Below are 15,081 nucleotides of genomic sequence, written 5' to 3'. Positions count from 1 at the left end.
CGCAGCCGTGAAAGGCACCCGCATGACCAACGACCTGCTCGACCGCAAGCTGGCCCGCGCCTTCACGCACCTGGACGCCGACCGGAGCGGGGTGATCGACGCGGACGACATCATCGCGCTCGGCTCCCGGCTGCTGACCGCCCTCAAGGAGCCCGCGGACTCGCCGAAGGCCACGCTGGTGATGGGCGGGCTGGCCGACTTCTGGCAGGACCTCTTCACCGAGCTGGACGCGGACCGGGACGGCAAGGTCACGCCGGAGGAGTACAAGCAGGGCATGACGCGGCTGTACGCCCAGGGCGGGCCCGCCTACGACCGTTCGTTCCGCCCGATGATGCGGGCGATCCTGACGATCGTGGACACCGACGGCGACGGCCGCATCAGCCCGGAGGAGTTCCACCGGGCGCAGGAGGCCTTCGACACGAACCTGAGCCCCGCCCACACCGAGGCCCTGTTCCGGCGGATCGACGCGGACGGGGACGGCACGCTGACCGTGGACGAACTCCTCGGCGCGGTACGCGAGTACTACACCGGCACCGACGAGGACGCCCCGGGGAACCTGCTGTTCGGCGAGTTCTGATCCCCGGGGCCGGGCCCCCCGCTCGGGCGGCTCGGGCCGCTCAGGCCGCGGCGCGCTCGTCCTCGCCGACGAAGGTGCGCCACAGCTCGGCGTACCGGCCGCCGCGCGCCAGGAGTTCGGCGTGGGAGCCGTCCTCGACGACGCGGCCGCGGTCCATGACCACGACCCGGTCGGCGCGTGCGGCCGTGGTCAGCCGGTGGGCCACCACCAGGGTGGTGCGCCTGCCCGCGAGCCGGTCCGTCGCCCGGTTGACCTGTGCCTCGGTGGCCAGGTCGAGCGCGGCGGTGGCCTCGTCGAGCAGTAGGACGTCCGGGTCGACGAGCTCGGCGCGGGCCAGCGCGATCAGCTGGCGCTGCCCCGCGGAGAGGTTGCGGCCGCGTTCGGCGACGGTGTGCAGGTAGCCGCCGTCGAGGGTGGCGATCATGGCGTGCGCGCCGACCGCGCGGGCGGCGGCCTCGACCTCGGCGTCGGTCGCCCCCGGCCGCCCGTAGGCGATGGCGTCCCGGACGGTCCCCGGGAAGAGGTAGGACTCCTGGGGGACGACGCCCAGCCGGTGGCGGTACGCCGTCAGGTCGAGCTCCCGCAGGTCGGTGCCGTCGGCGGTGACCCGGCCGGACGTCGGATCGTAGAACCGGGCCACCATCTTGACCAGGGTGGACTTCCCGGCGCCGGTCTCGCCGACGAAGGCGACGGTCTGCCCGGCCGGTATGCGCAGGCTGATGCCGGCCAGGGCCTCGCCCTGCTCGCCGCGCTCGGCGGCCGTCCCGTACCGGAAGCGGACGTCCTCGAAGGCGATCTCACCGCGCAGCTCCGGCAGCTCGCGCGGGGCGTCGGGCCTGGGGGTGGTGCTCGGCTCGCGCAGCAGGTCCTGGATGCGGCCGAGGGAGACGGTGGCCTGCTGGTAGCCGTCGAAGACCTGGGAGAGCTGCTGGACCGGGGCGAAGAACAGGTCGATGTAGAGCAGGTACGCCACCAGCGCGCCGGTGGTGAGCGTCCCGGCCTCCACCCGGCCCGCGCCGACGATGAGCACGGCGGCCGCGGCGGCCGAGGACAGCAGCTGCACGAACGGGAAGTACACCGAGATCAGCCACTGGCCGCGGACCCGGGCCCGGCGGTAGGAGTCGCTGCGCTCGGCGAAGCGGGTGGCGCCGGAGCCCTCGCGGCGGAAGGCCTGGACGATCCGCAGGCCGGAGACGGACTCCTGGAGGTCGGCGTTGACCAGGCTGACCCGGTCGCGGGCGAGCTCGTAGGCGGCGACGGACCTGCGGCGGAACACGATCGTGCCGACGACCAGGACGGGCAGGGTCGCGAAGACGATCAGTGCGAGCTCGACGTCGAGGACGAGCAGCGCGACGAGGATCCCGAAGAAGGTGAAGAGCGAGACCACCGCGGTGACCAGACCGGTCTGCAGGAACGTGGACAGCGAGTCCACATCCGTCGTCATCCGGGTCATGATCTTGCCGGTCAGCTCGCGCTCGTAGTAGTCGAGGCCGAGCCGCTGGAGCTGGGCGAAGATCTTGACGCGGAGGGAGTACAGGACGCGCTCGCCGGTGCGGCCCGTCATCCGGGTCTCGGCGAACTGCGCGGCCCACTGGGCGAGGACGACCGCGAGGGCGAGGCCGGCGGCCACCCAGACGGCGCCGAGCGCGGCCTGCTCGACGCCCTGGTCGATACCGTGGCGGATCAGGATCGGCAGGAGCAGTCCGGCGCCCGCGTCCGCCGCGACGAGGGCGAGGCTGATGGCGAGCGGAGCCCAGAAGCCCCTCAGCAGGCGGCGCAGGCCGTAGCTCTCCTCCGCGGCCGCGGCGCGGGTCTCGTCCACATCGGGCCGGTCGTCGGCGGGCGGCAGCGCTGCGACCTGGGCGAGCAGTTCGGGGGTGGCGGGCATCCCGGCGACCGCCCCGGCCATGGAGTGGCCGGCTCCGGGGGCCCTGCCCGCGGCGGCGGGTGCCGCGGGGGTGCCGGCCGGGTCGGGCTCCTCCCGACGGCGCCACAGTTCGGGGGTGATCCCCGCGGGAACCCGGCGCTTGGCGTTGACGGGCTCGGAGTCGATCTCCGCCTCGAGCTCGATGTCGCGTTCGAGGTCGCGGTCGAGGTCGCTCTCGAACTCGGCCATCGCGAGGGCGTCCGGGGTCCGCGGCGACCCGGCCCCGAGCGCGTCGGGATCGGTCAGCAGCCTGCGGTAGAGCGGTGAGCGCTTCTCCAGCTCCTCGTGCGTGCCGATCTCGGCGAGCCGGCCGCGGTCGAGTACGGCGATCCGGTCGGCCAGCGCGAGCGTGGAGCGGCGGTGGGCGATCAGCACCGTGGTCCGGCCGGCCATGACCGCGCGCAGGGCCTCGTGGATCTCGTGCTCGACGCGGGCGTCCACGGCGGAGGTGGCGTCGTCCAGGAGCAGCAGCCGGGGGTCGGTGAGGATGGCCCGGGCCAGGGCGATGCGCTGGCGCTGGCCGCCGGAGAGCGTCAGGCCCTGTTCGCCGACCTTGGTGTCGTACCCGGCGGGCAGGGCCCGGACGAACCCGTCGGCCTGGGCGGCGCGGGCGGCGGCCTCGATCTGCTCGTCGGTGGCGCCGGGGTGCCCGTAGGCGATGTTGGCGCGGATGGTGTCGGAGAAGAGGAAGGAGTCCTCGGGGACCAGCCCGATCGCGCCGCGCAAGGACGCGTAGGTCAGCTCGCGGACGTCGTGGCCGCCGATGCGGACGGTGCCGCGGTCGGCGTCGTAGAAGCGCGGCATGAGGAGCGAGACGGTGGACTTCCCGCTGCCGGAGGCGCCGACCACGGCGACGGTCTCACCCTCCGCCACGGACAGCGAGAACCCGTCGAGGACGGGCCGCTCGGGGTCGTAGCCGAAGTGGACGTCCTCGAATGCGACGGTGGCGGGCGCGTCGGCGGGCAGTTCGCGGCCGCCCTCCGCGATGGCGGGCTCGGTGTCGATGAGCTCGAAGACGCGCTCCACGCCGGCACGGGCCTGCTGGGCCACGGTCAGGACCATGGCGAGCATCCGGACGGGGCCGACGAGCTGCGCGAGGTAGGTGGAGAAGGCGACGAAGGTGCCGAGGGTGACCCGCCCCTCGGTGGCCATCCAGCCGCCGAGCGCCAGCATGGCGACCTGGGCGAGCGCGGGCACGGCCTGCAGGGCGGGGGTGTAGCGGGAGTTGAGCCGGATGGCGCGCATCCGTCCGGCGAAGAGCCGGCGGCCGGCCTCGCGGAGCTTGCCGGTCTCCTGCTCCTCCTGGCCGAAGCCCTTGACGACGCGGACACCGGTCACGGCCCCGTCGACGACGCCCGCGACGGCGGCGGCCTGGCCCTGCGCGTACCAGGTGGCGGGGAAGAGCTTCTTGCGGCTGCGCTTGGCGATGAACCACAGCGCGGGCGCCATCAGCAGCGCCACGACGGTCAGCAGCGGCGAGAGCCACAGCATGATCCCGAGGGATATCCCGAAGAGCAGGAAGTTCCCGATCGTCATCGGGAGCATGAAGAGCAGGCCCTGGATGAGCTGGAGGTCGGTGGTGGCGCGGCCGACGACCTGCCCGGTGGACAGCTCGTCCTGGCGCCGCCCGTCGAGGCGGGAGATGGTGTCGTACATGTCCGTGCGCAGGTCGTGCTGCACGTCCAGGGCGAGGCGCCCGCCGTAGTACCGGCGTACGTAGGTGAAGGCGTACACGAGCAGGGCCGCGGCTATGAGCGTTCCGGCCCAGGGGCCCATGGGCCGGGTCCGGTCCCCGATGACGTCGTCGATGATCACCTTCGTGACCAGGGGGACGATCGCCATGACCGCCATGCCCGCCAGCGAGGAGCCGAGCGCGAGCAGCACGTTGGCCCTGTACCGCCAGGTGTAGGCGGCCAGCCTCCTCGCCCAGCCCTGTTTCTCCCCCGCCGCTGTCTCAGCCGCCGCCACGTAGGCCTCCCCGTTCGGTCCTGTGCTGCCGGAAGCGGGAACGCCCCGACCGGCGGATTTCATCCCGCCGCAACGATTCGAACGTGTACGCAGGGAGCCTCCGGCGCATCTCGGGAGCTCTGCCATGGGGCCGTCCGGGGCCCCGCGCCGCCCGGCGCCGGGCGTCAGAGGTGGGTCGGGGCGAACATGCGCAGGGTGGCCGGCAGGACGAGGACGCAGGGGCCCGGGGTGGCGAGGGAGGCGCGGAGGTCGGCCGTCAGGGTCTCCGGGGTGGTGGTGGCCGCCGGGACGCCGAAGGACTCCGCCAGGGCGGTGAAGTCGGGGCGGGTGAGTTCGGTGCCCGTGGTGCGGCCCTCGAAGGCGTCGGCCATGTACGCGCGCAGGATGCCGTAGCCGCCGTCGTCCACGATCAGCCATGTGACGTCCAGGTCGTGCTGCCGGGCGGTGGCCAGTTCCGCCAGCGAGTACATGGCGCCGCCGTCCCCGGAGACGGCGAGCACGGGGGTGCCCGGTTCGGCCACGCACGCGCCGAGGGCCGCCGGGAAGGCGTAGCCCAGCCCGCCGGCGCCCTGCGCCGAGTGCATGGTGTTGGGGTGCTTGGCGTCGAAGGCCGACCATGCCCAGTAGGACAGGATCGTCATGTCCCAGAAGGACGGGGAGCGGGCCGGCAGCGCCGACCGGATCGAGGTCAGCAGGGACTGTTCCAGGGCAAGGTCCTGGTCCGCGAGGCGGGCCGCGATGTCCTGAAGGACCCTGCGGACGCGCTCGGGAGCCTGGTCGTCCTGCCGCTCGCCCACGGTCTCCAGCAGGGCCTGGAGGGCGAGGCGGGCGTCGGCGTGGATGCCCAGGGCCGGGTGGTTGGACTCCAGCTTGCCGAGGTCCGCGTCGATCTGGACGACCCGGCCCGTGGGGAAGAACGTGTGGTAGTTCGACGACAGTTCCCCGAGGCCCGAGCCGACGACGAGCAGCACGTCGGCGTCCTCCAGGAAGTCCGTCATGTGCCGGTCCTCCAGCCAGGACTGCAGGGACAGCGGGTGCGTCCAGGGGAATGCGCCCTTGCCGCCGAAGGTGGTGACCACGGGGGCGTTCAGCCGCTCCGCGAGCTGCCGGAGCTTGCCGGACGCGTCCGCACGGACGACCCCGCCGCCGGCGACGATCACCGGGCGGGCGGCCTGCGACAGCCAGTGGGCGGCCACCGCGGTCAGCTCGGGGCGGGGGGCGAGCTCGTGCGGGGTGGCGTCCATGCCCGTGACCTGCGGGACGATCGTCTCCGCCCGCAGGACGTCCTCGGGGATCTCCACCCAGACCGGGCCGTGCGGGGCCGTGAGCGCGGACTCCCAGGCCTCGGCGACCACCGACGGGATCTGGGAGGCGGTGCGCGCCTGGTGGACGGACTTGACCACGTCCCGGAAGGAGGCGGCCTGGTCGCGCAGCTCGTGCAGGTGGCCGCGCCGCCCGCCGCCGAGGCCCGCGACCGGGACCTGCGAGGAGATCGCGAGGACGGGTGCGGATGCGGCCGCCGCCTCCGCGAGGGCGGGCAGGGCGGTCAGCGCGCCGGGGCCGGTGGACAGCAGCAGGGGCGCCGCCTCGCCGGTGACACGGCCGTACGCGTCCGCCGCGAAGCCCGCGTTGTTCTCCACGCGGAGGGTGACCAGCCGCAGGTCGGAGCGCCCCACCGCGTCGAAGAGGCCGAGGGCGTGCTGCCCCGGCAGCCCGAACACGGTGGTGGCGCCCAGCGAACGCAGCGTTTCCACGACCAGGTCCCCGCCCGTCCGCCCCGGCGGCGGGGCCAGGGCGGCGGCCGTCTGGGCCTCGGTGGGACGGAGTACCAGGTCGTGGTCGTGCGTCACGGGTGCGCGGTGCCCTTCCTACTTCGCCTTCGCCGCCGCGATCTGGCGGCTCATGATCGTGGTGAGCTCGTACGCGGTGTGCGAGGCCGCGACCGAGGTGATCTCGGCGTGATCGTACGCCGGGGCCACCTCGACCACGTCGGCGGAGACGAGGTTGCAGGAGGAGAGTCCGCGGATGATCTCCAGCAGCTCGCGGGAGGTCATGCCGCCCGCCTCGGGGGTGCCGGTGCCGGGGGCGTGCGCCGGGTCCAGGACGTCGATGTCGATGGAGATGTAGAGCGGGCGGTCGCCGATGCGCTGGCGCAGCTGGTCGGCGACCTCGTCGGCGCCGCGGCGGTAGACGTCCGCCGAGGTGACGATGCCGAAGCCCATCTTCGCGTCGTCGTCGAGGTCCTGCTTGCCGTACAGCGGGCCGCGGGTGCCGACGTGGGAGAGGGCCTCGGTGTCGAGGATGCCCTCCTCGACGGCGCGGCGGAACGGGGTGCCGTGGGTGTACTCGGCGCCGAAGTAGGTGTCCCAGGTGTCGAGGTGGGCGTCGAAGTGCAGCAGCGCGACCGGGCCGTGCTTCTTGGCCACCGAGCGCAGCAGCGGGAGGGCGATGGTGTGGTCGCCGCCGAGGGTCATCAGGCGGGAGCCGCTCGCGAGGAGCTCGTCGGCGGCGGCTTCGACCGTCTCCACGGCCTCGTTGATGTTGAAGGGGTTCACGGCGATGTCACCGGCGTCGGCGACCTGCGCGAGGGCGAAGGGGGAGGCGTCCTGCGCGGGGTTGTAGGGGCGCAGGAGGCGGGAGGCCTCGCGGATGGCGTTGCCGCCGAAGCGGGCGCCGGGGCGGTAGGAGACGCCGGAGTCGAAGGGCACGCCGACCACGGCGACGTCGGCGGAGCCGACCTCGTCGAGGCGGGGCAGCCGGGCGAAGGTCGCCGGGCCCGCGTAGCGCGGGATGCGGGAGGAGTCGACGGGTCCGCGCGGCTGCGTGCTCATGGCTGTGCCTCTTTCTGATGGCCTGACGTGTGCGGTCCTTCGAGCGTAAGCGGGCCTCGGAAGACTGGGGAGTGTACGTTTCATCCATCTGGCCCTACTGGTGTGTACGGAGTATCCATGGAGCCGCTCACTCCGCCGGTACTGCTCGACCGGCTCCTCGGCGAGCGCGCGCTGGGCCTGCGCCACCTGGCGGGGCCGGCGACGGCGGAGGTGCACGGTGTGCACGCCTCCGAGATGGCGGACCCCTCGCCGTACCTGCTCGGCGGGGAGCTGCTGCTGACCGCCGGGGCCGAGTTGACGGGGGCCGGGCAGGCGGCGGCGTACGTGGGCCGGCTGGCCCGCGCCGGGGCCGCCGCGCTGGGCTTCGGCGTGACGCCGGTGCACGAGGTGGTGCCGGCCGGGTTGGCCGAGGCGTGCGAGGAGGCGGGGCTGCCGCTCGTCGAGGTCCCGCCGGGGACCCCCTTCACCGCGGTCGCCCGCGGCGTGGGCCGGCTGATGGCGGAGGCCCGCACGCGCGAGCTGCGCCGGGTCACCGAGGCCCAGCAGGCGCTGGCGGCGGCCGCGGCCCGCCCGGATCCGGTCCCGGCGGTGCTGTCCCGCCTGGCCGCGGGCCTGGGCGGGCACGTCGTGCTGTGGCCGGACGGCCGGGCCGCGGGCGGCTTCTCGCCCGCCGCGGCGGCGTCCGCGCTGGAGGCGCTGTTGGCCCAGGTCGGCCGGGCCGGGGGTCCGGCCACCGCGACCGACCAGGCCGGGGGCCGGCATCTGGCCGCGTACGCCCTGGGACCCGGCGCCGCGCTCGGCACCGCCACCGCGGCCCGCGCCGCCGGCGACCACACGGTCGCCTCGGTCGCCGCCGTCCTGCTGACCCTGCTCACCGCCGACCGGCCCACCGGGACCGAGGCCGCGGCGCTGGCCCGTCTGCTGCTGGGCGATCCCGCGGCGCAGGCACTGGACCGGCCGGGGCCGTGGTACGCGGTGCACGCCCGGGGCGGCGGCGACCCGCGGGCCCTCGCCGGCGCGCTGGGCACCGTACTGCTGGACCCGCGCGGGCCCGTCGTACGGCTGGTGACCGACCGGGAGCCCGACGCCCAGCCGGGGTGGCGGCTGGGGGTGAGCGCCCCCGCGGCGCCGGACGCCCTGGCCGCGGCCGACGCCCAGGCCGGACGGGCCCTGCAGCGCGCGGAGGCGGCCCGTGCCCCGCTGGCCCGGCACGCCGCCGACGCCGGCTTCGCGGGTCTGGTCGGGGAGGCCGAGGCACGCGCGCATGCCGAGGCGCTGCTCGGCCCGCTCTCCCCGGCGCTGCGCGCGACCCTGCGGGCCTGGCTGGCGCACCACGGCAGCTGGGACCGCACGGCGGTGGCGCTGGGGGTGCACCGCAACACCGTGCGCCAGCGCGTGGCCCGCTGTGCGGCCCTGTTGGACCGGGATCCGGACGACCCGGAGGTCCGGATGGAGCTGTGGTTCGCGCTGCGACGCGCGGACGGATGACCCCGCGGGCCCGATGTGACGTACGCGCGTGCGACCGGATCTGGACAGCCAGGTCAACTCGTCGGTAACTTAGTCTGAGCAAGCGCTTAATTTAGGCGGCGGACTGCCGCGACGAAGGGAGCCGGCCGTGCGCCGTACGGTGTTCAACGAGGACCACGAGGCGTTCCGCGAGACCATCCGCGCCTTCATCGAGGCCGAGGTCGTCCCCATCTACGACGAGTGGTTCGCCGCAGGCCAGGCGCCGCGCGACTTCTACTACAAGCTCGGCGAGCTGGGTGTCTTCGGCATCAACGTCCCCGAGGAGTTCGGCGGCGCCGGCCTGGACACGCACAAGTTCGAGGCCGTCCTCTACGAGGAGACCTCCCGCGCCGGCGTCAACTTCGGCGGCTCCGGCGTGCACGTGCTGCTCGCCCTCCCCTACATCAAGATGCTCGCCTCCGACGAGCAGAAGAAGCGCTACCTGCCGAACTTCGTCTCCGGCGAGGAGATGTGGGCGCTGGCGATGACCGAGCCGGGCACCGGCTCCGACGTCGCGGGCATGAAGACCACCGCCAAGCTCTCCGAGGACGGCACCCACTACGTCCTCAACGGCGCCAAGACCTTCATCACCGGCGGCGTCCACGCCGACCGCGTGATCGTCTGCGCCCGCACCTCCGCCCCCAGCGCCGAGGACCGCCGCTTCGGCATCTCCCTCTTCGCCGTGGACACCAAGTCCGAGGGCTACTCCATCGGCCGCAAGCTGGACAAGCTGGGCCTGCGCACCTCCGACACCGCCGAGCTGGCCTTCGTCGACGTGAAGGTCCCGGTCGAGGACCTGCTCGGCGAGGAGGGCAAGGGCTTCTACTACCTCGGCCACAACCTGGCCTCCGAGCGCTGGGGCATCGCCTTCGGCGCGTACGCCCAGGCCAAGGCCGCCGTCCGGTTCGCCCAGCAGTACGTGCAGGAGCGCACCGTCTTCGGCAAGCCCGTCGCGCACTTCCAGAACACCAAGTTCGAACTGGCCGCCTGCCAGGCGGAGGTGGACGCCGCCGAGGCCGTCGCCGACCGCGCCCTGGAGGCCCTGGACGCCGGTGAGCTGACCCCGGCCGAGGCCGCGTCCGCGAAGCTCTTCACCACCGAGGTCGCGCACCGCGTCATCGACCGCTGCCTCCAGCTGCACGGCGGCTACGGCTACATGAACGAGTACCCGATCGCCCGCCTGTACGCCGACAACCGCGTCAACCGCATCTACGGCGGCACCAGCGAGATCATGAAGTCCATCATCGCCAAGTCGATGGGCCTGTAAGTCCCCTTGAACGAGGCACTGACGGACCTCCTCGATCTGCTCGACCTGGAGCAGATCGAGGAGAACATCTTCCGCGGCACCAGCCGCACCTCCCTGGTGCCGCGCGTGTTCGGCGGCCAGGTGGCCGCGCAGGCCCTGGTCGCCGCCGGGCGCACGGTGCCCGCGGACCGTCTGCCGCACTCGCTGCACTCGTACTTCCTGCGCACCGGCGACTCCGGCGCGCCGATCGTCTACTCCGTGGACCGGATCCGCGACGGGCGCTCCTTCACCACCCGGCGCGTCGTCGCCGTCCAGCACGGGCAGCCGATCTTCCACCTCTCCGCGTCCTTCCAGACGTACGAGGAGGGGCTGGAGCACCAGGTCCCGATGCCGGCCGCACCGGACCCCGAGTCGCTGCCGACGGCCGCCGAGGCGCTGCCGCCGTACCGCGAGACCTTCCGCGACCCGGGCACCGTGGAGCGGCTGCTGGAGGCGCGCGGCGCGGTGGACCTGCGGTACGCGACCACCCCGCCCTGGGGCACGGTCGGCGAACCGCTGGAGCCGCGCTCGCAGGTCTGGTTCCGCACGCAGGGCAAGCTCGCGGACGACCCGCTGCTGCACATGTGCCTGGCCACGTACGTCTCCGACATGACCCTGCTCGACGCGGTCCTGCTGGCGCACGGCCGCGGCGGCTGGGCGGTGGGCGACGTGGTCGGCGCCTCGCTGGACCACGCGATGTGGTTCCACCGGCCGTTCCGCGCGGACGAGTGGCTGCTGTACGACCAGGAGTCCCCCTCGGCCCACGGCGGCCGGGGCCTCGGCCAGGCCCGCATCTACACCCAGGACGGCCGCCTGGCGATCACGGTCATCCAGGAGGGCGTGGTCCGCATCCCGCGCACGTGACCCGCGGGACGCTCTGCACGGACCACCGTGACCTGCGCCACTTCGCACGAAGGGGATTGGACAGGGGGCGTCATTCCAGCGGAACCAAGGGTTGTGTCGAGCAGAGTCTCGGCTTGGTGGGAGACCTAGCCGATACAGCGTTCCGCAAGGCATAGCCGACAGGGTCGTGTCGACTTTCGGATTCAGGGGGCTTTGGCGAGAATGAAGAGGTCGATAAGCAATATACTGAAAGGGCTGCTCTGCTCTGGCATATTCCTCACTATTCCGGCGATCGTCCTGGTTGAAGCCATAAGCTCAACGCATGACTCGTACCGCCCACTGATGGCAGCATTGATGGCCTGCCCCGCCTTCGCGTGCATCATATGGCGATTCCAATTCACCCCTGGATTGCGCATCGAGACGGCGTACCTCGTTGTTCGCGAGCCCTATCGCACAGCATGGATTCCATGGTCGGAGATTTCTGAACCGAAATGGCGACGAACTCCCCTTGGGTATCATCTTTGCCTGGTAAATAGAGCAGCCGGCGGCGGAGAATTTCACCCTCGGGCATTTCAAGGGGCGCTGGACGGAAAAGATGCAAGAAGGCGACTCTTGGTCGACATGGAAGCCATGCGACATGCCGCGTCCGGGGCGCCGGGAGGGCCGATGCGCCAGCAGCGGTCCAGCCTCGCACCGGAATTCGCCTCTGCCATCTTCTTCGTCCTATGCCTGATCGGGATGCTGGCCGGCCAGTGATCACGGGGGGGGCGGTCCGGCGGGCACTCCCCACCGAACCGCCTTGGGGCTCCCGGGGCTACATGGGCGCGCGCTGGTTCTCACGCCGCGCCGGGTTCCCGGAGGCTGCGCACGAGGAAGCCCCGGCCGGGAGTTCCCGGCCGGGAGTTCCCGGCCGGGGCCTTTTCGTGTCCCGTGCCGTCGCGTCAGTGCAGCCCCGCCGCATTGAGCACGTACGCCACCAGCGGGTCGTAGTACCGCGGGTCGCGGACGTGGTCGTCCAGGGGGACCGCGACCTGGAGGGTGCCCTCGGCTTCGCCGAGGAAGAGGGCCGGGTCGTTGCAGTCGGCGTAGCCGACGGCGTCCAGGCCGCGCTGGGCCGCGCAGCCCGCCCAGCCGTGGTCGGCGACGACCAAGTCCGGCTGCGGGCGGCCCTCGGCCGCCAGGGCGTCCAGGATCGCGGCCATCGGCTCCGGTGAATGGGTGTGCCACAGGGTGGCGCCCCGCTCCAGGACGGCGACGTCCGCGAACTGCCACACCGAGCCCTCGGCCGCCACCAGCCCCTGCGGGATCACCACGATCTCGCAGCCCGCCGCGCGCAGCGCCTGCGCCGTTGCGCGGTGGACGTCCAGCAGCCCGCCCGGGTGCCCGGTGGCCAGCAGGACGCTCTGCCGGTCGGCCGCCGCCTTGCGCAGCCGCGCCGCCAGCCGGTCCAGGCCGGCCACCGTCAGCTCGGGGTCGATGGTGTCCTGGCCGTGGCGGAACTCCGGGTCGTCCACGACACCGCAGCGCTCCGCCATGACGGCGAGGACGTCCTGCTCGTCCGTCCAGCGCTCGCCCAGTTCGAGGCCGAGCCAGTAGTGCCGGTCGCCGTTGGCGAGCTTGCGGTAGTGGGAGAGGTTGTTCTCGCGCGGCGTCGCGACCTGCCCCGCGATCCGGGTGCGGACCAGGTGGTCGATGAGTTCGGCGCGGCTGGGTACGGACGTCTCTATCGGCTTCGGCATGCGGGCCATTCTGCCGCCGCCGGGCCGGAGGCGGCGCGTCCATTCCGGTCGGCGGACGCCCCGGGTCATGCCGACAGCGCCCCGAAGGCGCCGTGCGCGAGCCTGCGCAGCAGCGACTCGACGGCCTCCCGGCCGAGGGCCGCCAGGTGCGGGGTGGAGTTCAACAGGCCGAAGACCGCGTGCACGGCGACCCGTACCTCCGCCTCGCCGACCTCGGGGTGCAGCTCGCGTACGACCTCCACCCACAGCTCCACGTACTGCCGCTGCAGCTGCCGTACGAGCTTGCGGTCGCCCTCCCGCAGCCGGTCGAGCTCGCGGTCGTGCAGGGTGATCAGCGCCCGGTCGTCGAGCGCGAAGTCGATATGGCCGTCGATGAGGGAGGAGAGCACCCGGGCCGGGTCCCCCGCCGCCTCGGCGACCCGGTGCCGGCCGCCGGTGAGCAGCCGCTCGCTGATGCCGACGAGCAGCTCGGCGAGCATCGCGTCCTTGCCCGCGAAGTGCCGGTACAGGCCGGGGCCGCTGATGCCGACCGCGGCCCCTATCTCGTCCACGCCGACGCCGTGGAAGCCGCGCGCTGCGAAGAGGCGGGCGGCCTCGCTGAGGATCTGCTCGCGTCGGGTCGGGGCGGCCGCTCTGGTGCTCATGGGAAACCATTCTAGACAGGGCCGTTAGCGGTCGTTAACCTGAGCCGTAGACGCGTTAACGCTGATTAACAACGTGTACCGAGCAAGTGGAACGAGCAAGGGAGCTCGACCGATGCAGCAGGCACCAGTGCTGACGAGCGCCGCGGACCCGGCGTCCGAGGCCTGGCGGACCAACGAGGCCGCCCACCGCGAGCTGACCGAGGGTCTGCGGGCCCGGCTCGACGCGGCCCGGCTCGGCGGCGGCGAGAAGGCCCGCGCCCGCCACACCGCCCGCGGGAAGCTCCTCCCGCGCGACCGCGTGGACACCCTCCTCGACCCCGGATCCCCCTTCCTGGAGCTGGCCCCGCTGGCCGCCGAGGGGATGTATGGGGGCGCCGCCCCCGCCGCCGGGGTCATCGCGGGCATCGGCCGGGTCAGCGGCCGCGAGTGCGTGATCGTCGCGAACGACGCCACCGTCAAGGGCGGCACCTACTACCCGATGACGGTCAAGAAGCACCTGCGCGCCCAGGAGGTGGCGCTGGAGAATCGTCTCCCCTGCCTCTACCTGGTCGACTCCGGCGGTGCCTTCCTGCCCATGCAGGACGAGGTCTTCCCCGACCGGGAGCACTTCGGCCGCATCTTCTACAACCAGGCGCGCATGTCGGGCGCCGGCATCCCGCAGATCGCCGCCGTCCTCGGCTCCTGCACCGCGGGCGGCGCGTACGTACCGGCCATGAGCGACGAGGCCGTCATCGTCCGCAACCAGGGCACGATCTTCCTCGGCGGCCCGCCGCTGGTGAAGGCCGCGACCGGCGAGGTCGTCACGGCGGAGGAGCTCGGCGGAGGCGAGGTCCACTCCCGCGTCTCCGGCGTGACGGACCACCTCGCGGAGGACGACGCGCACGCGCTGCGGATCGTACGGAACATCGTGGCGACCCTGCCCGAGCGCGGGGCCCTGCCCTGGTCGGTGGAGGCTCCGGAGGAGCCGAAGGTGGACCCGGCCGGGCTGTACGGCGCCGTCCCCGTCGACTCGCGCACCCCCTACGACGCCCGCGAGATCATCGCGCGCGTCGTGGACGGCTCGCGCTTCCAGGAGTTCAAGTCCGAGTTCGGCCAGACGCTGATCACCGGCTTCGCCCGGATCCACGGCCACCCGGTCGGCATCATCGCGAACAACGGCATTCTGTTCGCCGAGTCCGCCCAGAAGGGCGCGCACTTCATCGAGCTGTGCGACCAGCGCGGCATCCCGCTCCTCTTCCTCCAGAACATCTCCGGCTTCATGGTCGGCCGGGACTACGAGGCCGGCGGCATCGCCAAGCACGGCGCCAAGATGGTCACCGCCGTGGCCTGCGCCCGCGTCCCGAAGCTGACGGTGGTCGTCGGCGGCTCGTACGGCGCCGGCAACTACTCCATGTGCGGGCGGGCGTACTCGCCCCGCTTCCTGTGGATGTGGCCCAACGCCAAGATCTCCGTGATGGGCGGCGAGCAGGCGGCCTCCGTCCTCGCGACGGTCAAGCGCGACCAGATCGAGGGCGCCGGCCAGGAGTGGCCGGCGGAGGACGAGGAGGCCTTCAAGGCCCCGGTCCGCGCCCAGTACGAGGAGCAGGGCAACGCCTACTACGCCACGGCGCGGCTGTGGGACGACGGGGTCATCGACCCCATGGAGACCCGGCAGGTGCTGGGACTGGCCCTGACCGCGTGCGCGAACGCCCCGCTGGGCGACTCGGGCTTCGGCATCTTCCGAATGTGACGTGAGTGACGTGAGTGACATGAGGACCTCTT

The 15,081-nt window shown here is 72.9% G+C and carries 11 protein-coding genes; 6 read left to right on the top strand and 5 right to left on the bottom strand.

What is annotated here, in order from left to right; genetic code table 11:
• Positions 1-22 precede the first annotated feature (22 nt).
• The gene (locus IF89_RS0102955) at positions 23-577 is read left to right on the top strand and encodes an EF-hand domain-containing protein (protein ID WP_030760594.1); all 555 of its coding nucleotides are present in this window, start codon (positions 23-25) and stop codon (positions 575-577) included.
• 40 nt (positions 578-617) lie between these two features.
• On the opposite strand, the gene IF89_RS0102950 is transcribed toward IF89_RS0102955, so the two are convergent.
• The 3 genes from IF89_RS0102950 to speB form a co-directional block, all read right to left on the bottom strand.
• Positions 618-4,472, bottom strand: coding sequence for an ABC transporter ATP-binding protein (locus IF89_RS0102950; RefSeq protein WP_030760592.1), 3,855 nt, complete (start codon positions 4,470-4,472; stop codon positions 618-620).
• Positions 4,473-4,636: 164 nt separating this feature from the next.
• On the bottom strand, positions 4,637-6,322 hold the full coding sequence (locus IF89_RS0102945) for a thiamine pyrophosphate-binding protein (RefSeq protein ID WP_030760589.1): 1,686 nt from the start codon (positions 6,320-6,322) through the stop codon (positions 4,637-4,639).
• A gap of 18 nt (positions 6,323-6,340) precedes the next feature.
• Positions 6,341-7,303, bottom strand: a complete 963-nt coding sequence (gene speB, locus IF89_RS0102940) for an agmatinase (RefSeq protein ID WP_030760582.1) — start codon at positions 7,301-7,303, stop codon at positions 6,341-6,343.
• A 117-nt stretch (positions 7,304-7,420) separates the two neighbouring features.
• Here speB and IF89_RS0102935 point away from each other — a divergent pair, with 117 nt between their 5' ends.
• The 4 genes from IF89_RS0102935 (at position 7,421) to IF89_RS45790 (ending at position 11,693) form a co-directional block, all read left to right on the top strand.
• Entirely contained in the window at positions 7,421-8,791 is a 1,371-nt protein-coding gene (locus IF89_RS0102935; protein WP_030760579.1) for a PucR family transcriptional regulator, read from the top strand.
• A gap of 127 nt (positions 8,792-8,918) precedes the next feature.
• Positions 8,919-10,076 (top strand): acyl-CoA dehydrogenase family protein, encoded by a 1,158-nt coding sequence (locus tag IF89_RS0102930; RefSeq protein ID WP_030760576.1) that lies wholly within the window; start codon positions 8,919-8,921, stop codon positions 10,074-10,076.
• A 6-nt stretch (positions 10,077-10,082) separates the two neighbouring features.
• Entirely contained in the window at positions 10,083-10,958 is an 876-nt protein-coding gene (gene tesB / locus IF89_RS0102925) for an acyl-CoA thioesterase II (RefSeq protein WP_030760574.1), read from the top strand.
• A gap of 321 nt (positions 10,959-11,279) precedes the next feature.
• Complete coding sequence (locus IF89_RS45790; protein WP_158717789.1) at positions 11,280-11,693, top strand: hypothetical protein; 414 nt, start codon at positions 11,280-11,282, stop codon at positions 11,691-11,693.
• 185 nt (positions 11,694-11,878) lie between these two features.
• Here IF89_RS45790 and IF89_RS0102910 read toward each other — a convergent pair whose 3' ends face one another.
• Together IF89_RS0102910 and IF89_RS0102905 are read right to left on the bottom strand one after the other, a co-directional pair.
• Entirely contained in the window at positions 11,879-12,685 is an 807-nt protein-coding gene (locus IF89_RS0102910; RefSeq protein WP_030760571.1) for a phosphatase, read from the bottom strand.
• 56 nt (positions 12,686-12,741) lie between these two features.
• Positions 12,742-13,320, bottom strand: a complete 579-nt coding sequence (locus tag IF89_RS0102905) for a TetR/AcrR family transcriptional regulator (protein ID WP_030760569.1) — start codon at positions 13,318-13,320, stop codon at positions 12,742-12,744.
• Positions 13,321-13,432: 112 nt separating this feature from the next.
• Here IF89_RS0102905 and IF89_RS0102900 point away from each other — a divergent pair, with 112 nt between their 5' ends.
• Positions 13,433-15,049 carry a carboxyl transferase domain-containing protein gene (locus IF89_RS0102900; RefSeq protein ID WP_030760565.1) on the top strand — a complete coding sequence of 539 codons (1,617 nt, stop codon included), beginning with the start codon at positions 13,433-13,435 and terminating at the stop codon, positions 15,047-15,049.
• Positions 15,050-15,081: the final 32 nt, after the last annotated feature.

Source organism: Streptomyces sp. NRRL F-2664, from assembly GCF_000719345.1.
Lineage (GTDB): Bacteria > Actinomycetota > Actinomycetes > Streptomycetales > Streptomycetaceae > Streptomyces.
Note: the sequence above shows the minus strand (reverse complement) of the source record. Positions and strands in the feature narration are given on the sequence as shown.

Bases quoted from the DNA above. Each gene is read 5' to 3' on its own strand.
- IF89_RS0102955 (WP_030760594.1), top strand. From the start codon at position 23: ATGACCAACGACCTGCTCGACCGCAAGCTGGCCCGCGCCTTCACGCAC.
- speB (WP_030760582.1), bottom strand. From the start codon at position 7,303: ATGAGCACGCAGCCGCGCGGACCCGTCGACTCCTCCCGCATCCCGCGC.
- IF89_RS0102935 (WP_030760579.1), top strand. From the start codon at position 7,421: ATGGAGCCGCTCACTCCGCCGGTACTGCTCGACCGGCTCCTCGGCGAG.
- IF89_RS45790 (WP_158717789.1), top strand. From the start codon at position 11,280: ATGGCAGCATTGATGGCCTGCCCCGCCTTCGCGTGCATCATATGGCGA.
- IF89_RS0102910 (WP_030760571.1), bottom strand. From the start codon at position 12,685: ATGGCCCGCATGCCGAAGCCGATAGAGACGTCCGTACCCAGCCGCGCC.
- IF89_RS0102905 (WP_030760569.1), bottom strand. From the start codon at position 13,320: ATGAGCACCAGAGCGGCCGCCCCGACCCGACGCGAGCAGATCCTCAGC.
- IF89_RS0102900 (WP_030760565.1), top strand. From the start codon at position 13,433: ATGCAGCAGGCACCAGTGCTGACGAGCGCCGCGGACCCGGCGTCCGAG.